The sequence below is a fragment of the Paraburkholderia sp. BGA-UO-ETr-F21 genome (assembly GCF_059567925.1).
In genome coordinates this window covers 100,492-114,931 of the sequence record NZ_JCAQOY010000036.1, presented here as the reverse complement: position 1 = coordinate 114,931, position 14,440 = coordinate 100,492, and the positions used below count along the sequence as shown (strand labels likewise).

Sequence of the window (14,440 nt, the reverse complement as noted above, 5' to 3'; positions counted from 1 at the left end):
GATTGCAATTGAATGGAATGGAGGCACAGTGATCAGGTTTCTGCACACCGCGGACTGGCAGATAGGCACGCAATTCGGCCAGTTCGAGCCGGACGAGGCGGCGCACCTTGCCGAAGCGCGCTTCGAGACCGTGCGCAGGATCGCCGCCGAAGCCGCCGCGCGCAAAGTCGACGCCGTGCTCGTGGCCGGCGACGTATTCGATCTGCAAACGGTCTCGGACACGGTGATTCGCCGTCTGTTCGGCGCGCTGCAAGGCTTCAGCGGACCGTGGATCATGTTGCCGGGCAATCACGACGCCGCGCTCGTCGAGAGCGTATGGACGCGTGCCCAGCGCCTGAACTGCATTGCGCCGAATGTGCGCGTGGTGCTCGAACCGGGCGTGGTGTTGCTGGACGACTGCCGGTGCGCGTTGCTGTGCGCGCCGCTGACGCAACGCATCACCTACGACGACACCACCGGTTTCTTCGATACCACGCAGACGCCACCCGGCTATCACCGCGTCGGGCTCGCGCACGGCAGCGTGAGCGGGATTCTGCAGGAGGGCATCGACTCGTCCAATCCGATCGCGCCGACGCGTGCCGCGAGCGCCCGTCTGGACTATCTGGCGCTCGGCGACTGGCACGGCCATCTGCGCGTCGACGAGCGCACGTGGTATGCCGGCACACACGAGCAGGACCGCTTCCGCGCCAATGATCCGGGCTTCATGCTCGGCGTCACGCTGGCTGAGCCGGGCGCGTCGCCGGTGGTCGAGCCGGTGCGGGTCGGACAATATCAATGGCATCGCTGGGACGAAACCATCGCCGTGCCGACCGATGTGGATGCGCTAAAGGCACGCCTCGCCACCCTGGGCAGTCACGACGTGCTGCGCGTTGCAGTCGGCGGCACGGCCGCGCTCGCCGATGCCGAAGCGCTTCACGTCGCGGTGGAAGAAGCGCGCGCCCGCGTGCGGGCCTTGCGCGTCGATCTGAGCGGCCTGCAAGTGCTGCCCACCGCCGACGACCTCGCCGAACTCGGCGCGCAAAGCGGCTATCTCGCCAAGGTGGTGGCGCGTCTGCGTGGCTTGCAGGAAGACCCGCAGTCCGACCCGCAAGAGGTCAAGCGCGCGGCGGAAGCATTGCTGCTTCTGGCGCGTTTCCAACGTGAACTGCCGCGCGAAGCGAGGTCCGCATGAAGCTGCAAAGTATCGCGATCCAGGAATTCAAGCAGTTCACCGGGCGGCTCGTCATCGACGATCTGCAGCCTGGTCTCAATCTTTTTGTCGGCCCGAACGAGGCCGGTAAGAGCACGATTGCCGAAGCCGTACGCGCCGTGTTTCTGGAGCGCTACAAGGCCTCGCATCTGAAAGACCTGTTGCCGTGGGGCAAGGCGAGCGGACAGCCGTCGGTCGAAGTGAGTTTCGAGCTTGACGGCGCGGCATGCCGGCTGTCGAAGCAGTTCGTCACGCGGCAGCGCTGCGAACTCAAGATCGGCCAGAGCGTGTTCGGCGAGGATGAAGCTGAAGACAAGCTCGCGGCCTTGCTGGGTTTTTCGCGCGCCGCGCGTGGACCGCTGAAGGCAGAGAATGCGGGCGTTCCTGGTTTATTGTGGGTGCAGCAAGGCGGCACGCAGGAAGTGCGCGATTCCACCGGTCACGCCGCTCAGTATTTGCGCGATGCGCTGTCGCAACTCTCGGGCGGCAGCGAATCCGCCGGTGAGGACGCGCTGATCGCCGCCGTGCAGCGCGAGCTTCGGCAACTGCTTACCGCGCGCACGCAGAAGTCCACCGGGCCGCTCGCCGAAGCCGAACAGACCCTCGCCCGGGTGATCGAAGAGCGCGATGAGCTGGAGCAGCAGCGTCAACAGTTCGAGGAGAACATCGCGCGGCTTGCCGCGCAGCAGGAAGCCTTCGACGACACGCAGCGCAAGCGCCCCTGGGAGCTTCACGAGCAGAAAGCCTTGCAGGCGCAGCAGCGCGCCGATGCCGCGGCTGAACTCGAACGCAGCCTGCAAGGGCTCGCGCAAGCGCTGAAGGCGAGTGAGGCCGAACTGGCGCTGCCGTTGCAACAGGAGCAGAACGCACTCGAACTGGAAGCCGCCGTCGCGCGCGAGCGGCAGCAACTCGACGCGCTGCGGGCGAGCGTGGCGGCGGTGCAAGCCGAGCACGCACAAGCCGCGGCCAGCGTGGCGCAATTCGAGCAGGCTTTCGCCGATGCGAACCGCGCGCTGGAGTTGGCCAATGCGGCAGTGACGGTGGCCGATCTGCGCAGCCAGATTGAGCTCTATCGGGCCGAGAGCGAGCGGCTCGAAGCGTCGATCGCCGCTGCCGCCAAAGCTAACGACGCAATGCTGGAGGCTGCGCGCGTCGCGGCCACGCTCGAAATCGACGAGGCGAAACTGAAACGGCTCGCTGCGCTCGGCAGCGAGTTGAGCGTGCTGCGCGCGCGCACCGAAGCCGCGATGACGCGCATCGAATACCGCCTGCACGGCGCGATGACCGTTGACGATAAACCGGTGAGCGGTGAAGGCGTGCTACGTCTGGACGGGGAGAAGCGGATCGGCCTCGGCTCGCTCGGCGAATTGCGGGTAGTGCCGGGTGTCTCCGATCTGCCTGCGCGATTGTCCGAACTCGCGTCGCTCGAAGCGCAACATGCGCAGTTGTTGCAGGCGCTCGGTGTGGCGTCGCTCGGCGCGGGCGAATCGCGGCATGAACAGTGGAAGGCGCTGGTCGCCCAGCAGAAAAGCCAGGCGAAGATTCTTGAGGTGCACGCGCCGCAGGGCATCGAGACACTGCGCGCGGCGGCGGCAACGGCCGCGGCGCGCATGCAGGCGGCCAATGAGCGGCTGGCGAGTCTGCCCGACGTCTCGACCGCGGCGCCGCTCGACGAGGCTCGCCGCAACGCCGAAATCGCACGCGACGCGTTGGAGGCTGCGCGAAAAGTGTTGACGCAGGCGGCCGAAAAAAGATCGACCGGCATGGCCAATGCGGAATCACTTGCGGCTCAGTTGCAGCGGAAGGATGCGCAATTGAGCGACGAAACTTTCCGTCGGAGCCGCGAACAGTGGCAGACGAAAATCGTCGAACAGCGCGTGCAGCTCGAGTCGTTGCGCAAGCAGCGCGAAGGGCGTGAGCGCGAGCTGGAAGCCGCGCGCCTCGATGATCCGGCGGCGGAGGCGAAGCGCTATCGCGCGTCGGCGGAACTTGCGCGCAGCGAGCAGAACGAGCGGCAAGTGCGGATCGCGGGCTTGCGCAGTCAACTGGAGACCGTGGGCGCGTCGGGGCTTGGAGAGCGTCTGGCGGTGCTCAAGGCCAAAGTCGAACAGGCCACGCGGCGCCGGGACGAACTCAGCTTGCGCGCGAGCGCGTTGAGTCTGCTCGACGAAGTGCTGGTGGACGAACGCGACGCCGCAGTCGCGCAATTGCGCGCGCCGTTGACCGAACGGCTCGGGCATTATCTGAAGCGGATTTTCCCGCAGTCGACGATCGCGCTCGGCGACGATTTGAGTCCCGCCACGCTGGATCGCTTTGGCCGTGCGGACACGCTCGATGCGCTGAGCTTCGGCACGCGCGAACAGCTCGGCATTCTGACGCGGCTTGCCTATGCGGATTTGCTGAAGGCATCGGGCCGGCCGACCTTGTTGATGCTCGACGACGCGGCCGTGCATACCGACGCCGCGCGACGCGACGCCATCAAGCGCGCGCTGATCGACGCGGCCACGCGGCATCAGATTCTGGTGTTCACTTGTCATCCTGAGCTGTGGGACGATCTCGGCGTGAGGCAGCGGGCGATTGATGATCTGAAGGTGGCGGCCTAGCTGCCGCGCCACGCAAGCACGGTGTCAGCGATCACCGCGCAAAGCCGCATGAATTGCCACATGCGGCCGATGAATACTCACGCAGATTTGCAGAAAGATCCGATCTCCATCGATAGACATTTCCCCTGAAACTATTGCTTCGAGTCTTCGCTGCGGTCTGAGCCTTCCGCCAGGATTGGTTACCCCTGCTTGTGCCGAATGCGTGCGCATGTCCGCGTGACGACCGTCTGAACAGTCGCACGGATCACGGGGATCGCTCATGGCGCAGGATACCTTCATCAAGATTGACGGCATCGACGGCGAATCGCAGGACGCGTCGCATCTGAACGAAATCGACGTTATTGGTTGGCGTTGGAAGGTTTCGCAGACCTCGACCATGATGTCGGGTTCCGGCGGCGGCGCGGGAAAGGCTACCGTTTCAGACCTGGAGTTCACTCACAAGCTCGACCGCGCGAGTCCGAATCTGACCAGGTTCTGTTTCACGGGCAAGCATATTAATCAGGTGCGGTTGACCGTGCGCAAGGCCGGGGGACTGCCATTCGAATACCTGAAGATCACGATGCACGACGTGGTCATTACACAGGTCGAACCGATCGGCGGTGGCGACGAATGCCACGAAGAGGTTCATCTTTCTTTTTCGACAATGAAGCATGAGTACTTCGTGCAGAACGCGCTGGGGGGAAGCGGCGGTGCGGTGACCGCGACGCTTTATATCAAGAACAACACTGCAAATTGACAGGGCAGGGGCGGAGGAAATGCCGGTCAAGTGTACTTTTGTTCTTAACCGGGAGGTCACTTCCTGGTTCATTTGCGACGGAACCGTGTCGGTAGCCGCGTTTTCTGGAAACGGTCGGGGCCGGGACAATCCTGACGATGTTGCCGTGCCGAATGTCGGCCCTTTACCCAAGGGTGTCTATTACCTGGTCGATCGACAATCAGGCGGATTCATCGGGCCGATGCGTGACTTATTCAATCAGTATGGCGTGTCCACCGACAGGCGGAGCTGGTTTATGTTATGGAATCCTGTCTCTGGAGACACGACTAACATTGATGGCATTAAACGCGGCAATTTCAGGTTGCACCCAATGGGGTCACTCCGATTGAGCGAAGGATGTATCACCGTCAAGGATCCGAACGATTTTGACCGCCTACAAAAGTACATTCGTTCGCGCGGTCGCACACTGCCCGTCCCTCGAACGACAATGAAGGCCTATGGAACGGTCGAAGTGAAATGATAAGAAAATACGCGCTGACAGCATTTTGCATCGTTGCGTGTCTTTTCGGCTCCGTGGTTGGCGGATGGTATATCACGTGTCTTTTCACGTTGTTGCCTATGGAAATGCCGCTTTCTGTCGAAAGATCCATTCGGTTTGCACTGGCAATTACCGGTAGTGATGATCTGGCAAATCCTGACGATATGGAAATGCTGGCGTTGCTTCTCTACTGGGCGATTGCCACGTTACTGACCGCTGTAGTACTGATCGGGTTCAAACGATGGGGCTCCCGTTACAGCATGGCGAGGAAGAGCGCTGAAGCGATTCCCAGACTGCCTTTGCCTGTAACACTTGCAGCGTCTCTACTCGTGCTTGTCGTTATTAGCTTTCTGGGTTGGCAACTGTCGAGTCCACTTACGAGATACCCCCTTCATATACCCGCTCCAGTCAAGGCAGTAGTCAAATTCTACCTATCAGCCACAGGCCAAGGCGCCGGGTCAGATCTCGACGAGAACCTGATTTTGTACGTCATGGACCTTTATTGGGCAATAGCTACCCTGTGCATCGGCGTACCGGTCGTTCTTTGCTGTCTGGCGATACGTCGGTTCATGCGCAGAAAAACCTCATAGCGCACACGTTCACTCATACCAGCGCGGCGTATAAACCCACTCGCCGCCTTCGTCCGCGTTGCCGAACCTGCGCGTCGTGGACGACCCCACGATTACCATCGTGCGCATATCCACATCAGACGAACGCAGTTCGCCCAGCGTGATCGTCCTCAGCGTGCTACCAGGCCGACCAATGTCCCGGCCCAGCACTACCTGCGTTTGCGCACCCCGATATTCCCGCACGATGTCCAGGGCTTTATCCAGTTGCCAGGGCCGTGCGCGCGAGATCGGGTTGTAGAACGCCATCACCAGGTCCGCTTCGGCCGCGTGCCTAAGGCGCTTTTCGATGATCGCCCAGGGCTTCAGGTTGTCGGACAGCGACAGCATGCAGAAGTCGTGGCCCAACGGCGCACCGGCTTGCGCCGCCGTTGCCATCGCCGCCGATACGCCCGGCACGATCGATAGCTCGACCGCCGCCCAGTCGGTGTTCTGCGAGGCCTCCAACACTTCTAGCACCGCCGCGGCCATCGCGAATACGCCGGGGTCGCCCGAGGACACCATCACCACTGCGCGTCCGTCGCTCGCCAACTCGAAGGCATGTCGCGCGCGCTGCAGTTCCTCGCGGTTGTCCGTGCCATGCACGCGTTGGTCGGCGCGCAACGGGCCGGCCATTTTCACGTAGGTGTCGTAGCCGAGGATATCGGTGGCTTCATTGAGCGCCGTGCGCGCGGCGGGCACCATCAGGTCGGCGCTGCCAGGGCCGAGGCCGATTACGGTCAGGCGGCCGCGCGCGCGGCCGATCGTGTCCGGATCGATGGCGAGCGGCGCCAACGCAAGCGCCACGCCCGCCGTCGAGTCGTTGTGCAGCGTTTCGTAGGGAATGCGCAGCGCGGCATGCAGCAGGTTGCCCGGCGGTTCGCCATCTTCGGGACGCGTCAGCGCGAAGCGCAACGGCACATTCAGGTTCGCCGCGGCCTCGGCCAGCGCCGGATCGCCCATGCGCTCGGACGAGGCTAGTAACGTCGCAAGGGACAGCGGCGCGAGACCGTGCGTATCGAGTGCCTCCTGCACGCGGGCCACAATCCCGGCACTGGCAGTTGGCACCGCACCCGCGCCCATGACCGCCGCGACCACACTTCGCGGATGAATCACCAACTCATCCTCGCGCCCGTCCCACGCACGCGGCGTCACGCGAATCGCGAGGCGCGCCGAGTCGGAGCGGGGCAGTTGCGCGTCATCGAGCCACGGCGCTTCGCCTTCGATACGCGTGCTTGCACCAGCCAGCAGATCCGACACGAAGCGTTTGCCTTGCCCGACGTCGGCGAGCGTATAACCATCAGGCGGATTGAGCACGCAGGTGCCAAAACGCAACTCGCCGCTCGTCGTGATGGCAGGCGGCACGGCCAACATCGCGGCCATCTCGCGCGCCATCACGTTGACGCCGGCGAGACCGCCGAGCAGCGGGACGACCGCGCTGCCGTCTTCGGCAACGGCCAGCACCGGCGGCTCGACGCCCTTGTTCGCCAACAACGGCGCGACGCAGCGAATCACGATACCCGCCGCGCACAACGCGACGATCGGCGTGCCGCGCGCATACAATTCCCGCAAATGCGCGCCGAGTTCGCTGTAAGCCACGTCCGCCTCGACGCGTCCGCGCAAGCCGTGCACCCGGCTATCCGCATACAGCGCCTGAATGCGTCGCGCTGTCGCCAACGCGCCTGCGCCGAGAATCACGATCGCGGGCGCGTTCATCCTTGCCATTTTTCCCCCGGCACCACGAGCAGCGAAAAATACGGCGACGCCATCGGATCCACGTCGGCGAGCGCAACGATGCGTTGATTGCCCATCGTCGCGCGTTCGACGTAGAGCGCGCGGTCCGCGAGGCCGAGTTCGCCCAGCACGCGCCGCACCTTGTCGAAGTTGCGGCCGAGTTTCATCACGACGGCGGCGTCGGCATCGGCCAGACGCCGGCGCAATTCGTCTTCGGGCAGCACGCCCGAGAGCACCGACAAACTCTGATTGCGGTACACGAGCGGCGAACCGAGCACCGCCGCGCCGCCGAGCATCGAGCACACGCCGGGCACGACTTCGCTCTCGTAGCGCGCCGCGAGCCGGTCGTGCAAATACATGTACGAGCCGTAGAAGAACGGATCGCCTTCGCAGATCACGGCGACGTCACGACCCGCGTCGAGATGCGCGGCGACGATTTCGGCGGCGGTGTCGTAGAAATCGGCAATGATTGCTTCGTAGGAAAGCGGCGGTTCGAGCGCTTCCGTGGTGACGGGATAAACCAGCGGCAGATGCTGCTGCGCGTCGTGTAAATGCGCTTCGATAATGCTGAACGCGTTGCCTTTCTTCCCCTTCGCGACGAAGTACGCGACCACCGGCGCCGCCTTCAGCAAACGCAGTGCTTTCAGCGTGATGAGTTCCGGGTCGCCGGGGCCGACGCCAAGTCCGAACAAACGTCCTTGCACGGTCATTTATTCGACCTCCGTTGCCAGCGCGTTCACGGCGGCCGCCGCCATGGCGCTGCCGCCGCGACGGCCGTGCACGACCACATAGGGCACACCGCGGCTGTTTTCCGCGAGCATGGCTTTCGATTCGGCCGCGCCGACAAAGCCCACCGGGAAGCCGAGGATCAGGGCAGGCCGGGGCGCGCCCGCGTCGAGCATATCGAGCAGATGAAACAGCGCGGTCGGCGCATTGCCGATCACGACGACGCTACCCGCCAGATGCGGCCGCCACAATTCGAGCGCGGCCGCGGAGCGCGTATTGCCGAGTTCGCGTGCGAGCGACGGCACGTCCGAGTGCGTGAGCGTGCAGATGACTTCGTTGTTCGCCGGCAACCGCGCGCGCGTGATGCCTTGCGCGACCATGCCGGCATCGCACAGGATCGGCGCGCCTTGCGCGAGCGCCGCACGGCCCGCCGTGCCCGCGCCTGCGGAAAACTCCAGATCGTCGATCACATCGACCATGCCGCACGCGTGGATCACACGCACCGCGAGTTTTTCGAGGTCGGCGGGAATGCGCGACAAGTCGGCCTCCGCGCGGATCGTCGCGAAGGATTGGCGATAGATCTCCTGACCGTCGCGAATGTAATCAAGCATCGGTGTTACTCCGGGCCAGGCGTTCGAACATGTCGGCGGCCTGGTCGATCGTCAGTTGGCGCGCGACGCACTGGCCGAAACCGGGCCGTCCGTCGCGTCGATAAAGGTCGTAGAGGCCGGGCGCCGCCGCTAGCAGGGTATATGGCGCGCAATGCGCGGCGGCGCACGAGCGGGAACAGCCGCTCAGATGCACGTCGACGCCGTCAGGCAGGCGGGCGGCGAGGCGCAGCGCGTCGGCCTTGGTGTCGGCGAGGCTCTTCGCACAGCCGCTCGATCCGGCGCAGGCAATCAGGCGCGTGATGGCTTGCGCGGGATCGGTGGCGAGGCCGAGCGTGGTCAAGCCGGATAGCACAGCGGGAACCGCGTGCGTTGCGATGTCGGGCAGCAGCACGCTTTGCCAGGGTGTGAAACGCAGTGTGCCGTTACCGTGCTGCTGGGACAGCGCGGCGAGGGCGCGCAGGGTGCCGGCGTCGAGGCGTCCGAGCGTTGGCTGGCCGCCTACGTGCGAGGCTCCGGGCCCCCGTTGAGGGTGGACGCCGAGGCGCAGGCTCGCATCGGCGGGCGCGGCTCGACGCCAGTGGGCCAGCGACGCGTCTCGCGTCAGCGGAAAATGGACGTACCGTTGAGCGTGATGCAAGAGCGCGTCGGCGCAATGGCCGGCTAGCAGGTGACGCATGCGCGTGGCGTCGGCGGGGGCGAGCTCGAGGAAGGTGAGCAGCAGCGCGCGCACCAGAGCGGGGACCTGTGAAGGCAGAACCGCGGCCAGTGCAGCCGTGCTGTGCGCACCGGGTTTTGCAGCAAGATCCGGCGAACCGGTATCGTCGTGCTGCGTTGGCGAGCCCGCGCACGCACTCGCGGGCGGACAACCCGCCAGCCCGAATACGAATCGCACGCCGTCAGACTCCTGCGACGCCGCCAGCCAGACATCGTGCGGATGATCCACTCTCGCGAGCCGTTCACCGCCGTCCAGCAGCAGCGCGAATTTCGGCGACAGCGCCGCGAAACGGGTTTCGCTTTGCAGCATCGAAAGCAAATCGGCGCACAGCGGGCGCGTGTCGAACAGGGCTGACGGATCGCGTCCGGCAGCGGGGCTGATCATCACGTTGCGCACGTCGTCGGCGGCGATTGCCGCTGCTGTGTCCGGTGCCTTCGCCGCGCCGCTCGACGGCCTCGGCCCGAGCCCGGCAGCCACGAGCGCCGCAATCAACGCCGCTTCGTCACCCGGCTTGACCCCACGCACCTGCAGATTTGCCCGATTGGTCAGCTCGATTGCCCCGGCAGCGTGACGTGCGCAGGCATCCGCGAGCGCGCGCGCCTGCGCCGCGCTCAACTCGCCGCCAGGCAGTTTGATGCGGCAAAGCCCGCCGTCGCGGGCGGCCACGATGCGCAGCAGCCCCGGACACGCCGAGGGCCGCGGCGTCGCGGCCGCGTCGGAGACAATGGTGGAAGGCGAAGCATGATTCAAGACGGACACCGGTTTAGCGTCGCGCGACGGCCCGAGCATGCCGTGAAGCGGCATGGCTGCGGCATCGGTACACCCCGCCCGATGTTGGCTGGCACGAACAGTCTCGCCGGCAGGTCTCCTGGCTGGCAGGTCATGGGCCGCCGCTGCCTTCCCGGTAGAGCCAGTGGCGTGGAGCGCAGGCGGACTCGCTGCATACAGTTGCGGGGGCAGCCACAGTGGCACTGTGTTCCCTCTTCGGCCCCGAAGGGCACCGGCGGCTGTATTATGCCTTTTTTCGAACAGCACAACGAGGCTGGGCGCTTTGATCGGCGCGGTACAGCGGACTATTTGAAGACACAGAATGAGGATGGGTGCATGCCGGCGTGGCTGACGGTGGTGGGCATAGGCGACGACGGTTTCGCCGGTTTGGGAAGGCCCGCGCGGCGTGCTTTGCTGGAAGCGTCGGTGGTCTACGGCGGCGAACGTCATCTGGCGATGCTGCCCGCGCGGCTCGCCGCGCGCCGTGCCGCGTGGCCGCGTCCGTTCGATCTCGCGCCTTTGCTGGCTGAGCGTGGCGGCGCAGTGTGCGTGCTGGCGAGCGGCGATCCGATGCTGTTCGGCGTGGGCGCGACGCTCGCGCGACAGTTGCCGGCAGGAGAGTTGCGCGTGCTGCCCGCGCCGTCATCGTTGTCGCTGGCCGCTGCGCGCCTCGGCTGGCCGTTGCAGGACGTCGCGACGGTGTCGCTGGTGGGCCGGCCGTTGGCGACGTTGAACGCGCATCTGCACGACGGCGCGCGCGTGTTCGTGCTGAGCGCGGACGGTCGCACGCCCGCCGCGCTCGCGGAGTTGCTCAACGCGCGCGGTTTCGGTGCGACCCGTATGAGCGTGCTGGAACACCTGGGCGGCGAGTTGGAGCGGCGCATCGACGGCCGTGCGGATCAATGGCCGGCGGGTGAGGTGGCCGCGCTGAATCTGATCGCACTCGACTGCCGTGCCACCGAGGGCGCGCCGCGTTTGCCGCTGACCTGCGGTTTGCCCGACGACGCCTTTCGCCACGACGGCCAGTTGACCAAACGCGATGTGCGCGCGATCACGCTCGCGCGTCTCGCGCCGGCGCCGGGCGAATTGCTGTGGGACGTGGGCGCGGGCAGCGGCTCGATCGGCATTGAATGGATGCGCGCGCATCCGACGTGCCGGGCGATCGCAATTGAAGGGCATGCGGAGCGTCAGCGCTTCATCGAACATAATCGCGATGCGTTGGGCGTGCCAACCCTGCAACTCGTCGCGGGCCGCGCGCCTGCCGCGTTGCAAGGGCTGCCGGGGCCGGATGCCGTGTTCATCGGCGGCGGTGCGACGGTGCCGGGTGTGCTCGAAGCGTGCTGGGTCAGTCTGCGTGAGGGCGGCCGGCTGGTCGCCAACGCGGTCACGTTGCAAGGCGAAGCGGCGCTGGCGGCATGGCGCGAGCGGCACGGCGGCACGTTGACGCGGATCGCGCTCGCGGACGCGCAACCGCTCGGCGGGTTCGATACGTGGCGGCAGGCGCTGCCAATCACGCTGCTGGATGTGACCAAGCCGGCCGGAGGTGCTGTGAGGAACCCCGACTCACCCCAAGAACCCTGATGCGCGAAGAAACGCCCGAACAACCCGCGCCGCTGCGTAGCGGCTACACGACCGGCAGTTGCGCCACCGCGACGTCGCTGGCGGCGGCGCGTCTGCTGCTCGCGGGCGTGGCCAGCGACGTCGCGGAGATCGTATTGCCCAAGGGCCAGCATGTGCCGATGCCGCTGGTGTTCTGCCGCCTGATCGACGATGGCGCCGGCGGCGCCGAAGCCGGCACCATCAAGGACGCCGGCGACGATCCCGACGTCACGCATGGCGCGCTCGTATTCGCGCGCGTGCGCCTCGTCGCCACGCCGGGCGTGACGTTTCGCGCGGGGCCGGGCGTCGGCACGGTGACGCGTGCGGGACTGACGCTGCCGGTTGGCGAACCGGCGATCAACCCCGTGCCGCGCAGAATGATGACCGAGCATCTGGCCGAACTCGCGGCGGAGCATGCCTATGGCGGCGGCTTCGAGGTCACGATCGGCGTGGAAGGCGGCGAAGCGCTCGCGCTGAAAACGATGAACCCGCGTCTCGGCATTCTCGGCGGTCTGTCGATCCTCGGCACCACCGGCATCGTGCGGCCGTTTTCGTGCTCGGCGTATATCGCGTCGATCCATCAGGGCATCGACGTCGCGCGCGCCAACGGCTACACGCATCTCGCCGCCTGCACCGGCAACGCCAGTGAGGACGCGATGCGAGCGCACTACGGTCTGCCGGATATCGCGCTGATCGAAATGGGCGACTTCGTCGGTGCGGTGCTCAAGCATATGAAGCGCGCGCCGGTCGAGCGTCTGAGCGTGTGCGGCGGCTTCGGCAAACTCAGCAAGCTGGCGGCGGGGCATCTCGATCTGCATAGCCGTCATTCGAGCATCGATCTTGAACGGCTCGCGCAGTGGGCGGCCGCACACGGCGCCGACGCCGCGCTTCAGGCGGCGATTCGCGCGGCCAATACGAGCCAGCAGGCGGTTGCATTGGCGCGTGAGCAGCAGGTGCCGCTCGGCGATATCGTCTGCCGGCATGCGCTGGCCGTGGCGCGCGATATCGTGCCGCCGCAGGTCCAGGTGGAAATGTTCGCGATCGACCGCCAGGGCAACCTGATCGGAGCCGCGCAATGAAGCGGATTCTGCTGCTCGGCGGCACCGGCGACGCATTGCGGATCGCTCGCGAACTCAATGATCCCGTCCACGTGTACAGTCTCGCCGGCCTCGGCAAGGTGCCGGGCGATCTCTCGTGCTCGGTGCGCGTGGGCGGTTTCGGCGGCAGCGAGGGCCTGGCGCGTTACATCGACAGTGAGGGCATTGGCCTCGTGCTCGACGCGACGCATCCGTATGCCGCGCAAATCAGCGCGAATGCGGCACAGGCGAGCCGCGTTGCGCGTGTGCCGTATTGGGCGCTGCGCCGTCCCGCCTGGCAGCCGCAAGCCGGCGACGATTGGCGCATGGTCGGTGACTGGGCCGCGCTCGCGGATGCGCTTGCGCCGTTCAGGAAGCCGCTCTTCACGCTCGGCCGCGAACCGCTTGCGCATCTCGACGAGATTCCCCCGCAGCAGTTCTGGACCGTGCGTTGCCTCGATTCGCACGAGGACACGGCGCGTGCGCGCATTATCGCGGCGCGCGGCCCATTCACGCTTGAAGGCGAACGCGCGCTGTTCGCCCTGCAAGCCTTCGACGTGGTGGTGAGTAAAAACAGCGGCGGCAATGCGACCGAGGCAAAACTCGAAGTCGCGCGTGAGCGGGGACTGCCGGTCGTGATGTTGCGCCGTCCCGAGTTGCCGGCGGCGGATCGGGAGTTCGAGCGCATAGCCGACCTGCTCGAAGCGCTGCAAGCGGCGCATTGAGCTTCCGCCTGAATCGCGCATGCCTGCCATGCCGCGCTAACGAATCATGGAGTAGTGAATGACGGTGTTTTTTATCGGCGCGGGTCCGGGCGACCCGGAACTGATTACGGTGAAAGGGCAGCGGCTCGTGCGCAGTTGCCCGGTGATCCTGTACGCGGGTTCCCTCGTGCCGGCCGCGGTGCTCGAAGGTCATGCGGCCGCGCAGGTCGTCAACACCGCCGAACTCGATCTCGATCAGATCGTCGCGCTGCTCGCGGCGGCGCACGCCAAAGGCCAGGACGTGGCGCGCGTGCATTCGGGCGATCCGTCGTTGTACGGCGCGATCGGCGAACAGATTCGCCGCCTGCGTGAATTGCATATCCCCTATGAGATCGTGCCGGGCGTGACCGCCACGGCCGCCTGCGCGGCGGCGCTGGGCTGCGAACTCACGCTGCCCGATGTTTCGCAGACGCTGATTCTCACGCGCTTCGCGAACAAAACCAGCATGCCGGAAGGCGAACAGCTCGCTGACCTTGCGCGGCACCGCGCGACGATGGCGATTCATCTCGGCGTGCGGCATCTTGCGCGCATCGTCGATGAATTGCGGCCGCATTACGGCGGCGCGTGTCCGGTCGCGGTGATCTATCGCGCGAGCTGGCCGGACGAGGAGAAGATCACCGGCACGCTCGACGATATCGTCAACAAAGTGCAGTCGAGTTCCATCGAGCGGACCGCGCTGATTCTGGTCGGCCAGGTGCTCGCCGCCGAAGGTTTCGCGGATTCGACGCTGTACGCGAAAGACTGAACCGCCGAACGTGGAAACGCCCATTCGCGCGGCACGATACCGCGCGCGAATG

13 protein-coding genes and 1 riboswitch are annotated in these 14,440 nt (G+C 65.7%); of the genes, 9 read left to right on the top strand and 4 right to left on the bottom strand.

The annotated features are described in order from the left end of the window. Nucleotides 1-28 precede the first annotated feature (28 nt). The 5 genes from AC57B1_RS21635 (at nucleotide 29) to AC57B1_RS21615 (ending at nucleotide 5,635) form a co-directional block, all read left to right on the top strand. Entirely contained in the window at nucleotides 29-1,171 is a 1,143-nt protein-coding gene (locus tag AC57B1_RS21635) for a metallophosphoesterase family protein (protein WP_408346115.1), read from the top strand. Next, nucleotides 1,168-3,792 carry an AAA family ATPase gene (locus AC57B1_RS21630; RefSeq protein ID WP_496418605.1) on the top strand — a complete coding sequence of 875 codons (2,625 nt, stop codon included), beginning with the start codon at nucleotides 1,168-1,170 and terminating at the stop codon, nucleotides 3,790-3,792. The genes AC57B1_RS21635 and AC57B1_RS21630 overlap by 4 nt, the downstream gene beginning before the upstream one ends. A 259-nt stretch (nucleotides 3,793-4,051) precedes the next feature. Then, nucleotides 4,052-4,528, top strand: a complete 477-nt coding sequence (locus AC57B1_RS21625) for an Hcp family type VI secretion system effector (RefSeq protein ID WP_496418604.1) — start codon at nucleotides 4,052-4,054, stop codon at nucleotides 4,526-4,528. A 19-nt stretch (nucleotides 4,529-4,547) separates the two neighbouring features. Then, a complete protein-coding gene (locus tag AC57B1_RS21620; protein ID WP_496418603.1) occupies nucleotides 4,548-5,027 on the top strand; it encodes a DUF2778 domain-containing protein in 480 nt (159 codons plus the stop codon). Beyond that, a complete protein-coding gene (locus tag AC57B1_RS21615) occupies nucleotides 5,024-5,635 on the top strand; it encodes a hypothetical protein (protein WP_496418602.1) in 612 nt (203 codons plus the stop codon). The genes AC57B1_RS21620 and AC57B1_RS21615 overlap by 4 nt, the downstream gene beginning before the upstream one ends. 9 nt (nucleotides 5,636-5,644) lie before the next feature. Here the strand turns inward: AC57B1_RS21615 and cobJ are convergent, their stop codons facing one another. From cobJ to cobG, 4 genes are read right to left on the bottom strand one after another with little or no spacing between them, the layout of a single operon-like run. Further along, complete coding sequence (cobJ, locus tag AC57B1_RS21610) at nucleotides 5,645-7,366, bottom strand: precorrin-3B C(17)-methyltransferase (RefSeq protein WP_496418842.1); 1,722 nt, start codon at nucleotides 7,364-7,366, stop codon at nucleotides 5,645-5,647. Beyond that, nucleotides 7,363-8,094: a precorrin-2 C(20)-methyltransferase gene (locus AC57B1_RS21605; RefSeq protein ID WP_091808162.1), complete on the bottom strand. Its 732-nt coding sequence runs from the start codon at nucleotides 8,092-8,094 to the stop codon at nucleotides 7,363-7,365. The genes cobJ and AC57B1_RS21605 overlap by 4 nt, the downstream gene beginning before the upstream one ends. Then, a complete protein-coding gene (locus AC57B1_RS21600; RefSeq protein WP_091808165.1) occupies nucleotides 8,095-8,721 on the bottom strand; it encodes a precorrin-8X methylmutase in 627 nt (208 codons plus the stop codon). Beyond that, the gene (cobG, locus tag AC57B1_RS21595; protein ID WP_496418841.1) at nucleotides 8,714-10,225 is read right to left on the bottom strand and encodes a precorrin-3B synthase; all 1,512 of its coding nucleotides are present in this window, start codon (nucleotides 10,223-10,225) and stop codon (nucleotides 8,714-8,716) included. The genes AC57B1_RS21600 and cobG overlap by 8 nt, the downstream gene beginning before the upstream one ends. A 52-nt stretch (nucleotides 10,226-10,277) precedes the next feature. After that, nucleotides 10,278-10,456, bottom strand: a riboswitch (cobalamin riboswitch). Between the two features lie 84 nt (nucleotides 10,457-10,540). On the opposite strand from cobG, the gene cbiE reads away from it, so the two are divergent. Genes cbiE through cobM form a run of 4 tightly spaced genes read left to right on the top strand, consistent with a single transcriptional unit; the run spans nucleotide 10,541 to nucleotide 14,388 of the window. Further along, complete coding sequence (gene cbiE, locus AC57B1_RS21590; RefSeq protein WP_496418601.1) at nucleotides 10,541-11,785, top strand: precorrin-6y C5,15-methyltransferase (decarboxylating) subunit CbiE; 1,245 nt, start codon at nucleotides 10,541-10,543, stop codon at nucleotides 11,783-11,785. Continuing rightward, on the top strand, nucleotides 11,785-12,882 hold the full coding sequence (locus tag AC57B1_RS21585; RefSeq protein ID WP_408346097.1) for a cobalt-precorrin-5B (C(1))-methyltransferase: 1,098 nt from the start codon (nucleotides 11,785-11,787) through the stop codon (nucleotides 12,880-12,882). Before cbiE ends, AC57B1_RS21585 begins: the two co-directional genes overlap by 1 nt. Beyond that, nucleotides 12,879-13,604 carry a cobalt-precorrin-6A reductase gene (locus AC57B1_RS21580; protein ID WP_496418600.1) on the top strand — a complete coding sequence of 242 codons (726 nt, stop codon included), beginning with the start codon at nucleotides 12,879-12,881 and terminating at the stop codon, nucleotides 13,602-13,604. Before AC57B1_RS21585 ends, AC57B1_RS21580 begins: the two co-directional genes overlap by 4 nt. A 58-nt stretch (nucleotides 13,605-13,662) precedes the next feature. Further along, complete coding sequence (cobM, locus tag AC57B1_RS21575; RefSeq protein WP_408346091.1) at nucleotides 13,663-14,388, top strand: precorrin-4 C(11)-methyltransferase; 726 nt, start codon at nucleotides 13,663-13,665, stop codon at nucleotides 14,386-14,388. Nucleotides 14,389-14,440 lie beyond the last annotated feature (52 nt).